The following is a 17,712-nucleotide window of genomic DNA, read 5'->3' as shown; positions in this document are numbered from 1 at the left end:
CATATTTAATACTGTGCCCAGGAATCAGCTCAATGACGGCTTAACCGCCACCGACCGTCATGCAAGCTCCGCCGCGGCGGAGGTCAGGGAGACTACCATGCGCGTCATCCGCGCTTTTGCCACCAGCACCTTGTGCGGGCTTCTCGCCGCGCCGGCCCTGGCCCAGCCGGGCCTGGCGCCGCACCGCGCCGTCTACGACATCGCGCTCGAGGAAGCCTCCGACCGTTCCGGCATCACGGCCGCGCGCGGGCGCATGGTCTACGAGTTCAACGGATCGGCCTGCGAGGGCTATACGGTCAATTTCCGCTTCGTCACCCAGATCGAGACCGCCGACGCCGCGCGCATGACCGACCAGCAGACCTCGACCTACGAGGGACCGGGTGGCGACAGTTTCGACTTCGTCACCAAGGCCTATGTCGACCGGGCGCTCGACCGCGAGGTCAAAGGCCGCGCCCGGCTGCAGGACGGCGCCACCGTGGTGGAGATCGACAAGCCCGAGCCCAACACCGTCACGCTGGAGGCGACGCAGTTTCCCACGCGCCATCTGGAAGAGCTGATCGCGAAGGCCGAAGAAGGGGAAACCTTTTACGAAACAAATCTCTATGACGGGTCCGAGGATGCCGACCGCATCATGACGACCACCGTCATCATCGGCCAGCCGAGCGCCACCGATCCGCAGGACGGCGAATTTCCGGCCGCCGGCGCGATCGAGCCGGCGCGCTACTGGCCGGTGTCGATCGCCTATTTCGATCTGTCCAAGGGCGAGGAACTGCCCGACTACCGGATCGACTTCAAGCTGCATCCCAACGGGATCACCCGCGATCTGGTGATGGACTACGGCGATTTTTCCATGACCGGAAAGCTGGTCGATCTGGCGCTGTTCGACCAGCCGGCAGGCTGCGAGAACTGACGGCGGCGCGGTGGCCGTCTATGTAGACCGCCCGCTGTGGCGCTTCGCCGGCCGCAGATGGTGCCATCTGCTGGCCGACACGCCCGAGGAATTGCACGGCTTCGCCGCCAAGCTCGGCATCACCCGCCACTCCTATCAGGGACCGCCCAAGACCTCGGCACCCCATTACGACATTACCGGGCTCGAGCGCAGCCGCGCGCTGGCGCTGGGGGCCGTCGCCTGCGGTCGCGAGGAGATCGTCGCCGTGTTCCGCCGGGTCCGGGTCAAGAACGGCAAGCGCCGCGACCAAGCCGGCGAGCAGGCTGCGCGCCCCGCGCCGCCAGGGCAAAGGGCGAGGACGGGCCGACAAAAATAGCCGGCCGGCACCCGCGCAGGCGCGCAACCGGGCGCGAGACTTGCAATGGCGGGCGAAATCGCCTATTTGCGCGCTCATTCCACACACGGGGATTGGTAACGCGCCGGGACAAATCCGGTCGTCGCCGCCGGTGGCGCCATCGCGAACGCGGTGTCGTCGTTCACCCGTGGAGGCAAACCGGAAAGGAAAAACCTATGGCACTGCCCGACTTCAGCATGCGTCAGCTCCTGGAAGCTGGTGTTCATTTCGGCCACCAGACCCACCGCTGGAACCCGAAAATGGCGCCTTACATTTTCGGCTCGCGCAACAATGTCCACGTCATCGACCTGTCGCAGACCGTTCCGCTGCTGCACCAGGCGCTCAAGGTGGTCTCCGACACGGTGGCCGCCGGCGGCCGCGTGCTGATGGTCGGCACCAAGCGCCAAGCCTCCGAGATCATCGCCGATTCGGCGCAGCGTTCGGCGCAGTATTTCGTCAATGCACGCTGGCTGGGCGGCATGCTGACCAACTGGAAGACGATTTCCCATTCGATCCAGCGCCTGCGCAAGCTCGACGAGCTGCTGGCCGGCGACGCCCAGGGCTTCACCAAGAAGGAGCGCCTCAACCTGGAGCGCGAACGCGAGAAGCTCAACAAGGCGCTCGGCGGCATCCGCGACATGGGCTCGACGCCCGACCTGATGTTCGTGATCGACACCAACAAAGAAGCGATCGCCATCCAGGAGGCCAAGCGCCTGGGCATTCCGGTCGTGGCGGTCGTCGATTCGAATTGCGACCCCGACATCGTCGACTATCCGATCCCGGGCAATGACGACGCTGCCCGCGCCATCGCGCTTTATTGCGACCTGGTCGCCAAGGCGGCGATCGACGGCATCGCGCGTCAGCAGGGCGCGCTCGGCGTCGATGTCGGCGCGGCCGAGGAAACGCCGGTCGAGCCCGCGCTTGAGGCTGAGCCGGCGCCCGAAGCCGCCGCCGGCACGGATGGCGAAGCCGGCAAGGACGCGTAATAAATCCGTCGCACTAATCTGCGAGGCGGACCGGCACGGTGAGCTGCGTGCCGGCCGCGAACAAGGGCATTGTCCGGGCGTGCGCAACGGTTGCACGAGACCGCCGAACGGCGTCTAACCCGACTTGGTACGAGAGGTAGAGATGAGCATTTCGGCTGCACAGGTGAAAGAGCTCCGCGAGATGACCGGCGCGGGCATGATGGACTGCAAGAGCGCACTGACGGAGACCGGCGGCGATATGGAAGCCGCAGTCGACTATCTGCGCAAGAAGGGCGTCGCCAAGGCCGACAAGAAGGCCGGCCGCACGGCCGCCGAGGGCCTGATCGGCGTCGCCGCCGACGGCACGGCCGGCATCGTCGTGGAGGTCAATTCCGAGACCGACTTCGTCGCCCGCAACGAGGCCTTCCAGGATCTGGTCCGCAACATCGCCACCGTCGCGCTGTCGACCGACGGATCGACCGACGCCGTCGCCCAGGTCGCCTATCCCGGCACCGGCAAGGCGGTGGTCGACCAGGTGCGCGACGCGATCGCGACCATCGGCGAGAATATGAGCCTGCGCCGCTCGGCCAAGCTGGCCGTGGGGCAGGGGGCGGTGGCGACCTATGTCCACAACGCGGTCGGCGACAATCTCGGCAAGCTCGGCGTGCTCGTCGGCATCGAGACCGCCGGCGACGCCGAGGCCGCGCGCGCCTTTGCGCGCCAGGTCGCCATGCATGTCGCCGCCACCAATCCGATGGCGCTGACCACGGAGGAGCTCGATCCCGCCGCGGTCGCCCGGGAACGCGAGATCTTCGCCGACCAGGCCCGCGCCTCCGGCAAGCCCGACAACATCATCGACAAGATGGTGGAAGGCCGGCTGCGCAAGTTCTACGAGGAAGTGGTGCTGGTGAAGCAGGCCTTCGTCATCAATCCCGACCTGACCGTTGAACAGGCGCTGAAGGAAGCCGAGGCCGCGATCGGCGCGCCCGCCAAGCTGACCGGCTTCGTGCGTTTCGCGCTCGGCGAGGGCATCGAGCGCGAAGAAAGCGATTTCGCCGCCGAAGTCGCCGCGGCGGTCAAAAAATAACTCTATCTTAGCACCGCAAGCACTATCAGGGCGTCGCGTGACAACGCGGCGCCCTTCGTGTATCGCAAGCCGCGCAACGGTTTCCCGAACGATAAAGAGTGTGTGATGCCCGCCAATCCGCCCTACCGCCGTGTCTTGCTCAAAGCATCCGGCGAGGCGTTGATGGGCAAGCAGGGTTTTGGCATCGACGTTTCGGTCGCCGACCAGATCGCCGCCGACATCGCCGAGGCGCGAAAACTGGGCGTCGAGGTCGGGCTGGTCATCGGCGGCGGCAATATTTTCCGCGGCGTGGCCGTGGCCTCGGCCGGCGGCGACCGGGTGACCGGCGACCATATGGGCATGCTGGCCACCGTCATCAACTCGCTCGCCATGCGCACCTCGCTGGTCAAGATCGGGGTCGACGCGGTGGTGCTGTCGGCGATCGCCATGCCCGAATTGTGCGAGAGCTTTTCCCAGCGCAAGGCCACCGCCTACATGAACGCCGGCAAGGTGGTGATCTTCGCCGGCGGCACCGGCAATCCCTTCTTCACCACCGATTCGGCCGCGGCCCTGCGCGCCGCCGAGATCGGCGCCGACGCGCTGTTCAAGGGCACGCAAGTCGACGGCGTCTATTCGGCCGACCCGAAAAAGCACCCCGACGCGCGCCGCTACGAGCACATCACCCATCGCGAGGTGTTGCAAAAGGGGCTGGCGGTGATGGATACCGCGGCGATTGCGCTTGCGCGCGAAAACAACATTCCGATAATCGTCTATTCGATACACGAAAAAGGCGGCTTCGGAGCGATTCTCAAGGGAAAAGGCCGCTGCACCGTCGTTTCCGACGAGTGAGACACGGCCCGCGAATGCCACCGGAAGACGGAGCCAGACAATGAGCAGCGTTTATGACTTCAAGGACTTGCAACGACGCATGGAGGGGGCGGTAAACGCCTTCAAGCACGATCTGGCCAGCCTGCGGACCGGACGCGCATCGGCGAATCTGCTCGACCCGGTCATGGTGACGGCCTACGGCTCGCCGATGCCGATCAGCCAGGTGGGCACCGTGACCGTGCCGGAACCGCGCATGATCCAGATCTCGGTCTGGGACAAGACCCTGGTCGGCGCCGTCGACCGCGCGATCCGCGAATCCAATCTCGGCTTCAACCCGATCGTGGACGGCACGACGCTGCGCATCCCGCTTCCCGAACTCAACGAGGAACGGCGCAAGGAACTGGTCAAGATCGCCCACCAATATGCCGAGAACGCCCGCGTCGCCGCCCGCCATGTGCGGCGCGACGGCATGGAAGGGCTCAAGAAGATGGAGAAGGACGGCGAGCTCGGGCAGGACGAGGTGCGGTCGCGCTCCGATCAGGTGCAAAAGCTGACCGACGACACGATCGCCTCGATCGACAGCGTGCTTGACGAGAAGGAAGCCGAGATCATGCATGTGTGATCGGGCAAACGGGGCTGCTTGCTGATCTGGAAGGCGACGATGACCAAACCGGCCCATATCGCGATCATCATGGACGGCAACGGCCGCTGGGCCAAGGCGCGCGGCATGCCGCGCACCGCCGGCCACCGCGCCGGCGTGGAGGTGCTGCGCAAGACCGTGCGCGCGGCCGGGGAAGCCGGGATCGGCTGGCTGACGGTCTATGCGTTTTCCTCCGAGAACTGGTCGCGCCCGGCCTCCGAGGTCAACGATTTGATGGGGCTGTTGAAGCTCTTCATCCGGCGCGACCTGGCCGAACTGCACCAAAACGGCGTCAAGGTGCGCGTGATCGGCAACCGCAAGGGCCTGAAACCCGACATCAAGGCGCTGCTCGAGGAAGCCGAGGCGCTGACCCGCGACAATGCCGCGATGAACCTGGTGATCGCCTTCAATTACGGCGCGCGCGACGAGATCGCCCGTGCCGCAGCCAAGATCGCCCGCATGGCCGCGAGCGGCGAGATCACCGCCGAGCAGATCACGGAAGACACGTTCGCCGCCTATCTCGACACGGCCGGCATCCCCGATCCCGACCTGATCATCCGCACCGGCGGCGACCAGCGCCTGTCGAATTTCCTGCTCTGGCAGGCCGCCTATGCCGAATTGGTCTACCTGCCGGGCCACTGGCCCGACTTCACCCGCGACGACCTGCTCGCCGCCATCGAGATCTTCGAAAACCGGGACCGGCGCTTTGGCGGCGTCGCCGCCAGGGACGTGGCCTCGTGAGCGCCCGACCGGGCGTGTTGCCGAGCGGGCGCCGGGCACCGCGATGAGCAATTTTTACCTGCGGCTGTTCTCGGCCCTCGTGCTGGCCGGCGTCGCGCTCGGCCTGACCTATCTGGGCGGCCTGGCCTTTCGTGTGCTTGCCGTGGCCGTCGGCGGCGCCATTTTCGTCGAATGGTGCCTGTTGAGCGGCCAGCGCCGCCACCGGGCGCATTTCGCGCTGCTCTGCGCGGTGGCGTGCGTCCTGCTCGTCATGGTGCTTGCCGGCCTGCCGCCTGCCACGGTGCTTGTCGCGCTGGCCGCCGGCATCGGGCTGGCGCTGGTCTCGGGCCTGGTCGCGGGGCAGGGCGCTTGGGGCGCCGGCGGCGTCGCCTATGCGCTTTTGCCGGTGATCGCGGCGAGTGCCCTGCGCGGCGACGCGCCCGCGGGCCTGGTTGCGGTGCTGTTCTTGTTCGCGGTGGTGTGGGCGACCGACATTTTCGCCTATGTCGTCGGCCGAATCGCGGGCGGGCCGAAACTCGCGCCGGCGATCTCGCCCGGCAAGACCTGGAGCGGGGCGTTCGGCGGCGTGTTGTTCGCGGTGGTCGCGGGGCTCGGCGTGGCGATGGCGGCGGGGCTGCGTGTCGGCTGGCTGGCGATCCTGTCGATCGTGCTGTTGAGCGCGCTCTCGCAGATCGGCGACCTGTTCGAATCCTGGCTCAAGCGCCGGTTCGGCGCAAAGGATTCCTCCAACCTCATTCCGGGCCATGGCGGCGTCATGGATCGCGTCGACGGTCTTGTCGCCGCCGTGATTGCCCTTTACCTGATCGGCGTGGCCGCTTCGGGACCGAACGATCCCCTGGCCGCCTTCGCATCCGGCTGAGCGGCGGCGCGGCCTTGCCGCACACACAGCCCAACGCATGGATGGGACAATAAAGAAATGGAAGTGGGCGGCATGCTGGATTCGATCATCGGCACGAACGGTCTTCTGATCGGGACCATCGTGCCGTTTCTGTTCGTGCTGACGGTGGTCGTGTTCGTGCACGAGATGGGACACTATCTCATCGGCCGGCTGTGCGGCATCGGCGTCAACGCCTTTTCGATCGGCTTCGGTCCGGAACTGATCGGCTTCACCGACAGGCACGGCACGCGCTGGAAACTCTCCGCCGTTCCGCTCGGCGGCTACGTCAAGTTCGTCGGCGACATGAGCGCCACCAGCCAGCCCGACACCGAGGAGATGGAGACGCTCAGCGAAACCGATCGCGCGCGCGCCTTCCACCTTCAGCCGGTGTGGAAACGCGCGGCGACGGTGGTGGCCGGCCCGCTGTTCAATTTCCTGCTGACGATCGTGGTGTTTGCGGTGATGTTTGCCGCCTATGGCCGTTTCGTCTCCGAACCGGTGGTGTCGGAAGTTCGCGCCGAGAGCCCGGCCGACGCTGCCGGCTTCTTGCCGGGCGACCGCTTCGTCTCCGTCGACGGCAGCAAGGTCGAGACCTTCGCCGACGTGCAGCGGCTCGTCTCCGGTCGCGCCGGCGACGAATTGACTTTCGTTATGCTGCGCGAGGGCGAGGAGGTGTTGCTGCGCGCGACGCCGGAAAGCACCGAACAGACCGACGCGCTCGGCAACACGATCAAGGTCGGAATCATCGGGGTCGTCAGCTCTCCGGAGGCCGGACAGCCGCGCGCGGTGGAGTACGGCCCGCTGGAAGCCGTCGGCGAAGCGGTCACCGAAACCGGCTATATCATCGCACGCACCGGTCAATTTCTGAAACGGTTTGTGGCAGGGCGTGAAGACCGGTGCCAGCTCGGCGGCCCCGTGCGCATCGCCGACATGGCGGGCAAGGCGGCAAGCAAGGGCTTCGAATGGTTGATACAACTCGTCGCGCTTCTGTCCGTCGGCATCGGTGTGCTAAACCTTTTGCCGATCCCGCCGCTGGACGGCGGCCACCTCGTGTTTTATGCCGTTGAGGCAGCGACCGGGCGGCCGGTGTCGGAGCGCGTGACGGAGGCGGTTTACCGGGTCGGTCTGCTGCTGGTACTGGTGTTCATGGGATTCGTTTTCTGGAACGACATATTCGGGTGCTGAGGTACGAGAACGGCGGGCGACAGCGTATTGGATTGACTAGCCATTTACCATTTCCGTCAAATTGCGTGACGTGAAAGCCACGCAGGGCGGATTAGTAAATGCAAATTAACCAGAAGCCTTGCGTGTATGGAATTTCCGGGTAATAGGGTATCAGGCACGATCAGATATCCGGTTTCTCGCCGTGGGGACTACGAGAACAAGGTAATTTAGCCCGATGAAGGCAACTAGGAAATTTTTGAGCGCCGCGTCGGCGGCCGCTCTTTCGGCCGGCATGATTGTGTCCGGCTCTTTGGCAATTCAGATGGCCAGCGTCGTGGTCGCCGAAGCGGCCGTGGTCCGGTCGGTGGACATTCGCGGCAACCGCCGCGTCGACAACGAAACCATCCGCAGCTACCTGAATATCCGCCAGGGCCAGAACTATTCCGGCGCCGACATCGACGAGGCGGTCAAGCGGCTGTTCGGCACCGGCCTGTTCGCCGACGTGCGCATCAATTTCCGCGGCTCGACGCTGGTGGTGGAAGTCGACGAATACGCAATCGTCAACCAGGTCATCTTCCAGGGCAATCGCAAACTCAAGGACGCCGACCTTGCACGCGCCGTGCAGCTGCGGGCGCGGGGCTCGTTCTCCAACGCGGCCATGGAAGCCGACGTGGAGACCATTCGCCAGGCCTATGCGCAGATCGGCCGCGAGGACGCCATCGTCACCGCGCGCACGATCGATCTCGGCGAAAACCGTGTCAACGTGGTCTACGAGATCACAGAAGGCGGCCGCACCAAGATCGCGGCGGTGAATTTCGTCGGCAACAACGCCTACAGCGACAGGCGCCTGCGCGACGTGATCTCGACCAAGAAGTCCAACATCCTGTCCTTCCTGTTCCGCGACGACGTTTATGACGAAAACCGGCTGCGGGCCGACGAGGAGGCGCTGCGCCGCTTCTACTACAATCGCGGTTATGCCGATTTCCGTGTGATCTCCGCCTCGGCCGAGCTCGACGAGACCGCCAACGAGTACAACGTCAACATCACGATCGAGGAAGGCGACCGCTACACGTTCGGCGACGTCTCCATCGAGACCACGCTCGACGGCATCGACACCGGCGCGTTCGATTCGCTTTTGGAAACCCGCCGCGGCAATGTCTATTCTGCCAAGGACGTGGAAGACACGATCATCGCGCTGACCGAGCGCGCCGTGGGCATGGGCTACGCCTTCACCCAGGTGACCCCGCGCGGCAATCGCGATTTCGAAACCCGCACCATCTCGGTCGTCTATTCGATCGACCAGGGTCCGCGCACCTATATCGAGCGCATCGAGATCCGCGGCAATGACCGCACGCGCGACTATGTGATCCGGCGCGAGTTCGACATCAGCGAGGGCGACGCCTTCAACCAGGTCCTGGTGCAGCGCGCCAAGCGGCGCCTGGAACGGCTCGACTATTTCACCGCCGTCAACATCTCCACCGTGCCGGGATCGCAGCCGGACCAGGTCTATCTGGTCGTCGACGTGGTCGAGAAGTCGACCGGCGAGTTTTCCGTCGGCGCGGGTTATTCCACGGGCGATTCGGCGCGCGGACGCGAGGGCGTCAACATCGAGGGATCGATCTCGGAGAAGAACTTCCTCGGTCGCGGACAATTCATCAAAGTGTCGGTCGGCGGCGGCAACGGCTCGCGCGATTACGGCCTGTCGTTCACCGAGCCCTATTTCCTGGGCCGTCGGATCTCGGCCGGGTTCGACATTTACCGGCAGACGCGATCCTTCGACAACTACACGTCCGAGCTGACGGGTGCGACGGTGCGCTTCGGCCTGCCGATCACCGAGGCGCTCACCGGACAGGTCGCCTATTCCTATTCGGTCGAGGAGTACGGCCTCACCGGCGCGTGCGACAGCATCACCAACGGAACCGGCGTTGCCCCGCCCGACGGCATTCCCGATCCGGGCTGCGTGATCTCCCCGGCGATCGTGACCGCCGTCGGCCAGAGCCCGTGGGTGAAGTCGGCGGTCTCGGGCACGCTGCTCTACAACACCATCGACGACATGAAGAACCCGCGCGAGGGCATCTACTCGACCTTCTCGGTCGAGGTCGCCGGCCTCGGCGGCGACGCCCAGTATGTCAAGCTGACCGGACGCGGCACCTATTACCACACGCTGCTCGACGAGCAGGACGTGGTCGGCGTGCTGGTCGCCGGCGCCGGTCATATCATCCCGACCGGCCAGACCCTGCGCCTGTTCGACCATTTCCAGAACAGCGACCGCATCATTCGCGGTTTCGAGGGCAGCGGTATCGGACCGGCATCGCTGACCTCGCCCACCGATCATCTCGGCGGCACGACCTATTTCCACGCCTCCGCCGAGGCGCAGTTCCCGCTGCCGCTGGTGCCGTACGGCTTCGGCCTGAAGGGCGCGCTGTTCGTGGACGCGGCCACGCTCTACGGCAACACGCTGCTCGACGCCGACCCGTCGACGACGGGCATGAAGTGGCGGGCATCGGTCGGCGCCAGTATTCTGTGGTCGTCGCCTTTCGGCCCGATCCGCCTCGACTACGCGTTCCCGATCGTCAAGGAGCCGACCGACGAGGTCCAGAATATCAACTTCGGCGTTTCCACCCGCTTCTAGGGTGGAAATCCGCGACCGCGAGCCCGGGACGACCGGGCCCGCGCGACCGAGGGTTCGGATCCAGAATGGCTGATCCGCAGTTCTACGTGCCGTCGCGCCGCTATACGGCCGGCGAGATCGCCACGTTGGCCGGGGCCGTGCTGGCCGACGACACGCTTGCAGGCAACGAGATCAGCAGTCTGGCCGCCGCCGAGGACGGCGGCGCCGGCGCGCTGGTCTATGTCGAAAAGGGCCGCCATGCCAGGCTGCTCGACACGCTGACGGCCGCCGCCGTGTTGTGCCCGGTCGAACTCGTTTCCCGTGTTCCCGCCGGCATCGCCGCCCTGACGACATCGGCGCCGGCCCTGGCCTTTGCCGACATTGCCGGCATTGTGTGTCCGACAGCCGCGTCGCCGCAGCCCGTCACCGGCGAAACCGGCCTGTCGCCGGCCGCCCATATCGCGGCCGACGCGCTCATCGAGCCCGGCGCCATCGTGGAAGCCGGCGCGGTGATCGGAGCGGGCGCTGCGATCGGGCGTGGCACCATCGTGGCTCCGGGCGCGATGATCGGCCCGGGATGCCAGATCGGCCGCGACGGATATGTCGGCGCCTCGGCCAGCATTGTCGCCAGCCTGATCGGCGACAGGGTGATCATCCATGCCGGCGCGCGGATCGGCCAAGACGGGTTTCGTTTCATGCCATCGCCGCGCGGCCTGAAAAAGATGCCGCAACTCGGCCGCGTGGTGATCCAGGACGATGTCGAGATCGGCGCCAACACGACCATCGACCGCGGCGCGCTCAGCGATACGCTGATCGGCGAAGGAACCAAGATCGACAATCTGGTGCAGCTTGGCCACAATGTCCGCATCGGCAGGCATTGCGCCATCGCCGCCCATGTCGGCGTCTCGGGCTCGGTCGTGATCGGAGATTTCGTCATGCTGGGCGGCCGTGTCGGCATTGCCGATCACCTCAAGATCGGCGACGGCGTCCATATTGCGGCGGCCAGCGGCGTGATGCATGACATTCCGGCCGGGCAGAAATGGGCGGGACTGCCCGCCCAGCCCGCCAAGGACTGGTTTCGCGAGGTGAACATGATACGCAAACTGGCCGGCAACAAGGCGCGAAAGGGAAACCGGGATGTCTGACACCCAGGCCAATCCAGTTCTCGACACGCTGGACATCCAGGCATTGTTGCGCCATCTGCCGCATCGCTATCCGTTTTTGCTGGTCGACCGGATCGAAGAGGTCGACGGCGACGATTCGGCCGTCGGCATCAAGAACGTCACCGTCAATGAGCCGCATTTCCAGGGACATTTTCCCGAAATGCCGGTCATGCCGGGCGTGTTGATCGTTGAGGCGATGGCGCAGACCGCCGGCGCCATCTGCGTGCGCAACTCCGGCAAGCACACGCCCAACCTGGTCTATTTCATGACCATCGACGGCGCGAAATTCCGCCGTCCGGTGGTCCCAGGCGACCAGTTGCGCATCGCCGTGCGCAAGCTCAAGCAGCGCGGAGCGATATTCAAATTCGCCTGCGTGGCGACCGTCGCCGGAACCAAGGTGGCCGAGGCGGAGATATCCGCCATGATGACGCCCAAACAGAACGGCTGAATACGCGGCCTCATGCAAAAGCGGTCCGAAGATCTGATTCACCCCAGCGCGGTCGTCGAGCCGGGCGCGAACCTGGCGCCCGACGTGCGCATCGGTCCGTTCTGCCATGTCGGTCCCGAAGTGGTTCTGGAGGCCGGCGTCGAGCTGCTCAGCCATATTTCAGTGACCGGCGCCACCACGATCGGCGCCGGCACGAAAGTCTATCCGCATGCCGCGCTCGGCGGACAGCCGCAGGACACCAAACACAAGGGCGGACGCACCAGCCTGTCGATCGGGCGCAACTGCACCATTCGCGAGGCGGTGACCATGCATGTGGGCACCGACGGCGGGCGCCAGGCGACCGTCATCGGCGACAACGGCTATTTCCTGTCCTATTCCCATGTCGCGCATGACTGCATCATCGGCAACAACGTCACCCTGACCCACGGCTCGACGCTCGGCGGGTTCTGCGAGATCGGCGATCACGTCATCGTCGGCGGGCTGACGGCGGTCCACCAGCATGTCAGGATCGGCACCCGGGCCTTCGCGGCCGGCTGCTCGGCGATCGTCGGCGACGTCATCCCCTACGGCATGGTGGCCGGCAACCGGGCCAAGCTGCGTGGCTTCAACATTGTCGGCATGCGCCGCTCCGGCATGCCGCGCGCCGAGATTTTGCGCATGCGCGAGGCCTATCGACGGATTTTCGATCCGCAGCGCCCGCTGACGGAAAATCTCGATATCGTCAGGACCGAGTTTTCCGACGTCGAGGCGGTGATGCAGATCGTCGCCTTCATGACCGATCGCGACAAACGCTATTTCTGCGTACCACCGCGAGGGGAAAGCGATGCGGCCGCTGACGATGAGCACGCCTGAGGCCGCCGAAACCGGCGCCCGCCCACGGCGTGTGGCAATCGTCGCCGGCGGCGGCCGTTTGCCGGCCGATCTCGCCGTCGGCCTGGCCGAGCGCGGGCAAAACCCGTTCGTGGTGATTGCCGGCGGCGAAGTGCTGCCGGGCTCGGAACTGTGGCGCTTCGAGCATGAGGTCATCGAACTCGAGGAATTCGGCCGTCTTGCCCGAGTGCTGAAAAAGGCCGGGGCAAGCCATGTCGTGCTCGCCGGCGCCATCGAGCGCCGTCCGGCCCTATCGCGCCTGAAATGGACGTTCGACCTGATCGCGATGCTGCCGCGCGTCGCCGCCACGCTAGGGCGCGGCGACGACGGCATCTTGCGCGGCATTGTCGGGTTTCTGGAAGGGCGCGGCTTCACGGTGATGGGCGCGCACGAAATCCTTCCCGACCTGGTGGCGACGACGGCGACGCTGACGCGCGCGCGGCCGACGGCCAAGGATCGGCGCGACATCGCGGCCGGCCTGGCCGCCGTGCAAGCGATCGGCGCGCTCGACATCGGCCAGGCCGCGATCGCCATCGGCGGACGCGTGGTCGCGCTCGAAGGCATCGAGGGCACCGACGGGCTCCTGGCCCGGGTCGCCCGGCTGCGTTCGCATGGCCGCATCGCGACCAGCAGCCGCGGCGTGCTGGTCAAATGCGCCAAGCCGGGTCAGGAGTTGCGCGCCGACCTGCCCACGATCGGCCCCAAAAGCGTCGAAGGCGCACACGCGGCCGGCCTGGTCGGCATCGCTGTCGAGGCCGGGCATTCCATCATTCTCGACCAGCGCAAGGTGATCGAGGCCGCGGACCGGCTCGGGCTTTTCGTGACCGGGGTCGACGGGCGCGCGCCATGAGCGCCGCCGCACCGCTTCGCATCGCGGTGATCGCAGGCGAAGAATCCGGCGACCTTCTCGGCGCCGATCTGGTGCGTGCGCTGGCCGACGCCTTCGGACATGCGCCGCAGCTCGTCGGCGTCGGCGGCCAACATCTCGCCGGGCTCGGACTGCGCTCGCTGTTCGATCCCGAGGAGATCGCGCTGATGGGCTTTACGGCGGTGGTGGCCCGGCTGCCGCAACTGGCCCGCCGCATCGCCACCACGGCACGGGCGCTTGCCGAGATCAGGCCGGACGTGCTGATCACCATCGACAGCCCCGATTTCAGCCTGCGGGTGGCGAAGTCGCTGCGCAAGCGCGCGCCCGACATCCCGATCGTGCACTATGTATGCCCGAGCGTCTGGGCCTGGCGCCCCGGACGCGCGGCTCGGATGGCCGCCTTCGTCGACCACGTTCTGTGCGTGCTGCCGTTCGAGGTCGACGTGTTGCGCCGGCTGGGCGGCCCGCCAGCCACCTATGTCGGCCACCGCCTGGTGCACGATCCCGCCATCAAGGCCGCCGCCGCCCGCCAGCGCGCCAAGAAACCGGCCATGGCGGGGGAGGCGGTCAAGCTGCTGGTGCTGCCCGGCTCGCGTCGGTCGGAGCTGCGGCGGCTGACCGAGCCGTTCGGCAAGACCGTCGCGCTCATGCAGCAGCGCGGGCTGAAGCTCGACGTGACGATACCGACATTGCCGCATCTGCAAGAAACGCTCGCGACAACGACGCGCGACTGGGCAAGCGTGCCCAACATCGTCACCACGACGCAGTGCAAATACGACGCTTTCGGCCAGGCCCACGCCGCGCTTGCCGCCTCCGGCACGGTGTCGCTGGAACTTGCCCTTGCCGGCGTGCCGCTGGTGTCGTGCTACAAGGCCGATTTGTTGTTCAAGTTCGCCTACTCGTTCCTGACGACATGGAGCGGATCGCTGCCGAACCTGGTGGCCGACTACCCCGTCGTGCCGGAATATTACGACGCGTTCGTCAGCCCCGACCTGCTGGCCCGCCAGCTCGAGCGCCTGGTCGCCGACACGCCGCAGCGCACGGCCCAGCGCGCCGGCTTCGCCGAGATCGCACGCGCGATGGCGACCGAGCGGCCGGCCGGCGAGCTTGCGGCCGAAACGGTCAAGACCCTGCTGAACCAACGAAAAACGGCGCCCTGAGGCGCCGTTTGGAGCGGGACCGGTCTTGCGGCCGGCGCAAAACCGCTTCAGCGCTTGGCGATCGCCACGTAGTCGCGCGACTTTTCGCCGGTATAGAGCTGGCGGGGACGCCCGATCTTCTGATGCGGGTCCTCGATCATCTCCTTCCACTGCGCGATCCAGCCGACGGTGCGGGCCAGCGCGAACAGCACGGTGAACATGGTGGTCGGAAAGCCCATCGCCTTGAGCGTGATGCCGGAATAGAAGTCGATGTTCGGATAGAGCTTCTTTTCGATGAAATACTCGTCCGTCAGGGCGATCTTTTCCAGCTCCATCGCCACTTCCAACAGCGGGTCGTCCTTGATGCCCAGTTCGGCCAGCACCTCGTGCGTGGTCTTCTGCATGATCTTGGCGCGCGGATCGTAGTTCTTGTAGACGCGGTGGCCGAAACCCATCAGCCGGAACGGGTCGTCCTTGTCCTTGGCGCGGTCGATGAATTCGGGAATCCGCTCCGGCGTCCCGATCTCGGCCAGCATGTTGAGCGCGGCCTCGTTGGCGCCGCCATGGGCCGGCCCCCAAAGACAGGCGATGCCGGCGGCGATGCAGGCAAACGGATTGGCGCCCGACGAACCGGCCAGGCGCACGGTCGAGGTGGAGGCGTTCTGCTCGTGGTCGGCATGCAGGATGAAAATGCGGTCCATGGCGCGCGCCAGAACCGGATTGACCTTGTATTCCTCGCACGGCACCGAAAAGCACATATGCAGGAAATTGGCCGCGTAGCTCAGCTCGTTCTTGGGATACATGAAGGGCTGGCCGATATGGTATTTATAGGCCATGGCGGCGATGGTCGGCATCTTGGCGATCATGCGCATGGAGGCAACCATGCGCTGGTGCGGATCGGCGATGTCGGTGGAATCGTGATAAAAGGCCGACAGCGCGCCGACCACGCCGCACATCACCGCCATCGGGTGGGCGTCGCGGCGAAAACCGGTGAAGAAGCGCGACATCTGCTCGTGCAGCATGGTGTGACGCGTCACGCGATAGTCGAAATCCAGCTTCTGCGCCTTGGTCGGCAACTCGCCGTAAAGCAGCAGATAGCAGACCTCGAGAAAATCGCCGTGCTCGGCCAGCTGCTCGATCGGATAGCCGCGATGCAGCAAAATGCCCTCGTCGCCGTCAATATAGGTGATCTTCGATTCGCAGCTTGCCGTGGAGGTGAAACCGGGGTCGTAGGTGAACATCCCGGTATCCCTGTAAAGTGACGCGATATCCACCACGCTCGGGCCGACGGAACCTGGCCTGACGTTCAAATCCATACTGTTGCCGCCATATTCGAGCTTCGCGGTGGAATCTGTCATAGAGAACTCCTTCGTCTAAAATGGCTAGCCAAACGGGAACCGCCGCGACGAATTTTCGCGGCGTCAAAAGTGCGCTTTAGCTATCCTATTTCCCGTTTCGTGCCAAGCAGGCCGAAAGGGTGATGCTGCGGTGCAAAAGAGCCGGCGCGACCGGCTCTTCCGTACCCACAATACCCTTTGGAGACACGGTTGCGCAAATCGCGATCAGCCGATGGCGTCGCCGATACGGGCCAGGCTCTCGTCGCGTCCGAGCACCGCCAGCACGTCGAACACGCCCGGCGAGACCGTGCGCCCGGTAAGCGCGGCGCGCAGCGGCTGGGCGACCGCGCCAAGCTTCAGCCCGGCCTCGGCGGCGAAGCCGCGGATCGCGGCTTCCGCCGTCTCCGCGCTCCAGTCCTGGCCGACATTTTCCAGCGCCGTCCTGGCACCGGCCAGCGTCTGGCGCGCCGCTGCGTCGAGCAGGGCGGCAGCCTTGTCGTCGAAGGACAGCGGGCGTTCGGCGAACAGATAGGTTGCGTTCTCAAGCAGCTCGACCAGGGTCTTGGCACGCTCCTTCAAGCCGGGCAGGGCGGCCAGCAGCATTGTTTTTTTCGCCGCGTCGAGCCGCTCGGCCACCGCCGGACCGCCTTCCAGATGGGGCAGGGTGGCGAGCAGCAGGTCGAGCAGATCCGCGTCGGCCATCGACCGCAGATGATGGCCGTTCACCGCTTCCAGCTTCTTGAAATCGAACCGGGCCGCGCCTTTGTTGACGTCCTCGATCTCGAACCAGCCGATCATGTCCTGGGTAGACATGATCTCGTCGTCGCCGTGGCTCCAGCCGAGCCGGGCCAGATAGTTGCGCAGCCCCGCCGGCAGATAACCCATGGCGCGATAGGCCTCGACCCCGAGCGCACCGTGCCGTTTCGACAGTTTTGCCCCGTCCGGCCCGTGGATCAGCGGGATATGGGCCATTACCGGCACCTCCCAGCCCATCGCCCGGTAGATGATGGTCTGGCGCGCCGCATTGGTCAGATGATCGTCGCCGCGAATGATGTGGGTCACCCCCATGTCGTGGTCGTCGACGACGACGGCCAGCATATAGGTCGGGCTCTTGTCCGAGCGCAGGATGACGAAATCGTCGAGATCCTTGTTGGGAAAGCGGACGTCGCCTTGCACCCGGTCGGCGACCACGGTTTCGCCGGTTTGCGGCGCCTTGATGCGCACCACCGGGTCGATTCCGGCCGGGGCCTCGGCGGGATCGCGGTCGCGCCAGCGCCCGTCATAGCGCGGCGGCCGGCCCTCGGCGCGGGCGGTTTCGCGCATCGCCTCCAGCTCGGCCTGGCTGGCATAGCAATAATAGGCCTCGCCGCGCCGCACGAGCTCTTCGGCGATCTCGCGGTGTCTGTCGGCGCGCGCGGCCTGGGAGACGGGCTCGCCGTGCCAGTCGAGGCCGAGCCAGGAAAGCCCGTCGAGGATCGCCGCCGTGGCCGCCTCGGTCGAGCGTTCGCGGTCCGTGTCCTCGATGCGCAACAGCATCTGCCCGCCCGTATGCCTGGCATAAAGCCAGTTGAACAAGGCGGTGCGGGCGCCGCCAATGTGCAGATAGCCGGTGGGCGAGGGCGCAAAACGCGTAACGACGGTCTTGGTCATGGCACTGTCCAGGAGATTCTTGGGCTGCCGCCGCGCCGAACGGGCGGCGCATGGGTGATTTT

The 17,712-nt window shown here is 65.8% G+C and carries 17 protein-coding genes; 15 read left to right on the top strand and 2 right to left on the bottom strand.

Annotation, left to right across the window (positions count from 1 at the left end; translation table 11 throughout):
- Window positions 1–97 precede the first annotated feature (97 nt).
- From C7T96_RS01585 to lpxB, 15 genes are all read left to right on the top strand, one after another.
- A complete protein-coding gene (locus C7T96_RS01585; RefSeq protein WP_106569410.1) occupies window positions 98–910 on the top strand; it encodes a cell envelope integrity EipB family protein in 813 nt (270 codons plus the stop codon).
- A gap of 10 nt (window positions 911–920) precedes the next feature.
- Window positions 921–1,265 carry a DUF4031 domain-containing protein gene (locus tag C7T96_RS01580; protein WP_106569409.1) on the top strand — a complete coding sequence of 115 codons (345 nt, stop codon included), beginning with the start codon at window positions 921–923 and terminating at the stop codon, window positions 1,263–1,265.
- A 194-nt stretch (window positions 1,266–1,459) separates the two neighbouring features.
- Window positions 1,460–2,269: a 30S ribosomal protein S2 gene (gene rpsB, locus C7T96_RS01575; protein ID WP_106569408.1), complete on the top strand. Its 810-nt coding sequence runs from the start codon at window positions 1,460–1,462 to the stop codon at window positions 2,267–2,269.
- 142 nt (window positions 2,270–2,411) lie between these two features.
- Complete coding sequence (tsf, locus tag C7T96_RS01570; protein ID WP_106569407.1) at window positions 2,412–3,335, top strand: translation elongation factor Ts; 924 nt, start codon at window positions 2,412–2,414, stop codon at window positions 3,333–3,335.
- 105 nt (window positions 3,336–3,440) lie between these two features.
- Window positions 3,441–4,163, top strand: coding sequence for a UMP kinase (gene pyrH, locus C7T96_RS01565; protein ID WP_106569948.1), 723 nt, complete (start codon window positions 3,441–3,443; stop codon window positions 4,161–4,163).
- A 40-nt stretch (window positions 4,164–4,203) separates the two neighbouring features.
- Window positions 4,204–4,764, top strand: coding sequence for a ribosome recycling factor (gene frr, locus C7T96_RS01560; protein WP_106569406.1), 561 nt, complete (start codon window positions 4,204–4,206; stop codon window positions 4,762–4,764).
- 39 nt (window positions 4,765–4,803) lie between these two features.
- Window positions 4,804–5,523, top strand: a complete 720-nt coding sequence (locus tag C7T96_RS01555) for an isoprenyl transferase (protein WP_106569947.1) — start codon at window positions 4,804–4,806, stop codon at window positions 5,521–5,523.
- Window positions 5,524–5,566: 43 nt separating this feature from the next.
- Window positions 5,567–6,382 carry a phosphatidate cytidylyltransferase gene (locus tag C7T96_RS01550; RefSeq protein WP_106569405.1) on the top strand — a complete coding sequence of 272 codons (816 nt, stop codon included), beginning with the start codon at window positions 5,567–5,569 and terminating at the stop codon, window positions 6,380–6,382.
- Window positions 6,383–6,445: 63 nt separating this feature from the next.
- Entirely contained in the window at window positions 6,446–7,585 is a 1,140-nt protein-coding gene (rseP, locus tag C7T96_RS01545) for an RIP metalloprotease RseP (RefSeq protein ID WP_199190407.1), read from the top strand.
- Between the two features lie 214 nt (window positions 7,586–7,799).
- The gene (gene bamA / locus C7T96_RS01540) at window positions 7,800–10,196 is read left to right on the top strand and encodes an outer membrane protein assembly factor BamA (RefSeq protein WP_106569403.1); all 2,397 of its coding nucleotides are present in this window, start codon (window positions 7,800–7,802) and stop codon (window positions 10,194–10,196) included.
- 65 nt (window positions 10,197–10,261) lie between these two features.
- Window positions 10,262–11,320, top strand: a complete 1,059-nt coding sequence (lpxD, locus tag C7T96_RS01535) for a UDP-3-O-(3-hydroxymyristoyl)glucosamine N-acyltransferase (protein WP_106569402.1) — start codon at window positions 10,262–10,264, stop codon at window positions 11,318–11,320.
- Entirely contained in the window at window positions 11,313–11,786 is a 474-nt protein-coding gene (gene fabZ / locus C7T96_RS01530; RefSeq protein WP_106569401.1) for a 3-hydroxyacyl-ACP dehydratase FabZ, read from the top strand. The genes lpxD and fabZ overlap by 8 nt, the downstream gene beginning before the upstream one ends.
- 12 nt (window positions 11,787–11,798) lie before the next feature.
- Complete coding sequence (gene lpxA, locus C7T96_RS01525) at window positions 11,799–12,638, top strand: acyl-ACP--UDP-N-acetylglucosamine O-acyltransferase (RefSeq protein ID WP_106569400.1); 840 nt, start codon at window positions 11,799–11,801, stop codon at window positions 12,636–12,638.
- Window positions 12,625–13,506: a UDP-2,3-diacylglucosamine diphosphatase LpxI gene (lpxI, locus tag C7T96_RS01520; protein ID WP_106569946.1), complete on the top strand. Its 882-nt coding sequence runs from the start codon at window positions 12,625–12,627 to the stop codon at window positions 13,504–13,506. The genes lpxA and lpxI overlap by 14 nt, the downstream gene beginning before the upstream one ends.
- On the top strand, window positions 13,503–14,684 hold the full coding sequence (gene lpxB / locus C7T96_RS01515) for a lipid-A-disaccharide synthase (protein ID WP_106569399.1): 1,182 nt from the start codon (window positions 13,503–13,505) through the stop codon (window positions 14,682–14,684). Before lpxI ends, lpxB begins: the two co-directional genes overlap by 4 nt.
- Window positions 14,685–14,731: 47 nt before the next feature.
- Here lpxB and gltA read toward each other — a convergent pair whose 3' ends face one another.
- On the bottom strand, window positions 14,732–16,021 hold the full coding sequence (gene gltA / locus C7T96_RS01510; protein WP_106569398.1) for a citrate synthase: 1,290 nt from the start codon (window positions 16,019–16,021) through the stop codon (window positions 14,732–14,734).
- A gap of 204 nt (window positions 16,022–16,225) precedes the next feature.
- On the bottom strand, window positions 16,226–17,650 hold the full coding sequence (gene gltX, locus C7T96_RS01505; protein ID WP_106569945.1) for a glutamate--tRNA ligase: 1,425 nt from the start codon (window positions 17,648–17,650) through the stop codon (window positions 16,226–16,228).
- Window positions 17,651–17,712 lie beyond the last annotated feature (62 nt).

The sequence above is a fragment of the Nitratireductor sp. StC3 genome, assembly GCF_003015025.1.
Taxonomy (GTDB): Bacteria; Pseudomonadota; Alphaproteobacteria; order Rhizobiales; family Rhizobiaceae; genus Mangrovimarina; species Mangrovimarina alexandrii.
Note: the sequence above shows the minus strand (reverse complement) of the source record. Positions and strands in the feature narration are given on the sequence as shown.

Excerpts from the sequence above, each read along its gene's own strand:
- tsf (WP_106569407.1), top strand. The coding sequence starts at position 2,412 with ATGAGCATTTCGGCTGCACAGGTGAAAGAGCTCCGCGAGATGACCGGC.
- pyrH (WP_106569948.1), top strand. The coding sequence starts at position 3,441 with ATGCCCGCCAATCCGCCCTACCGCCGTGTCTTGCTCAAAGCATCCGGC.
- lpxD (WP_106569402.1), top strand. The coding sequence starts at position 10,262 with ATGGCTGATCCGCAGTTCTACGTGCCGTCGCGCCGCTATACGGCCGGC.
- gltX (WP_106569945.1), bottom strand. The coding sequence starts at position 17,650 with ATGACCAAGACCGTCGTTACGCGTTTTGCGCCCTCGCCCACCGGCTAT.
- lpxA (WP_106569400.1), top strand. The coding sequence starts at position 11,799 with ATGCAAAAGCGGTCCGAAGATCTGATTCACCCCAGCGCGGTCGTCGAG.
- fabZ (WP_106569401.1), top strand. The coding sequence starts at position 11,313 with ATGTCTGACACCCAGGCCAATCCAGTTCTCGACACGCTGGACATCCAG.
- lpxI (WP_106569946.1), top strand. The coding sequence starts at position 12,625 with ATGAGCACGCCTGAGGCCGCCGAAACCGGCGCCCGCCCACGGCGTGTG.
- C7T96_RS01550 (WP_106569405.1), top strand. The coding sequence starts at position 5,567 with ATGAGCAATTTTTACCTGCGGCTGTTCTCGGCCCTCGTGCTGGCCGGC.
- C7T96_RS01555 (WP_106569947.1), top strand. The coding sequence starts at position 4,804 with ATGACCAAACCGGCCCATATCGCGATCATCATGGACGGCAACGGCCGC.
- lpxB (WP_106569399.1), top strand. The coding sequence starts at position 13,503 with ATGAGCGCCGCCGCACCGCTTCGCATCGCGGTGATCGCAGGCGAAGAA.
- frr (WP_106569406.1), top strand. The coding sequence starts at position 4,204 with ATGAGCAGCGTTTATGACTTCAAGGACTTGCAACGACGCATGGAGGGG.
- gltA (WP_106569398.1), bottom strand. The coding sequence starts at position 16,021 with ATGACAGATTCCACCGCGAAGCTCGAATATGGCGGCAACAGTATGGAT.
- bamA (WP_106569403.1), top strand. The coding sequence starts at position 7,800 with ATGAAGGCAACTAGGAAATTTTTGAGCGCCGCGTCGGCGGCCGCTCTT.
- rpsB (WP_106569408.1), top strand. The coding sequence starts at position 1,460 with ATGGCACTGCCCGACTTCAGCATGCGTCAGCTCCTGGAAGCTGGTGTT.
- C7T96_RS01585 (WP_106569410.1), top strand. The coding sequence starts at position 98 with ATGCGCGTCATCCGCGCTTTTGCCACCAGCACCTTGTGCGGGCTTCTC.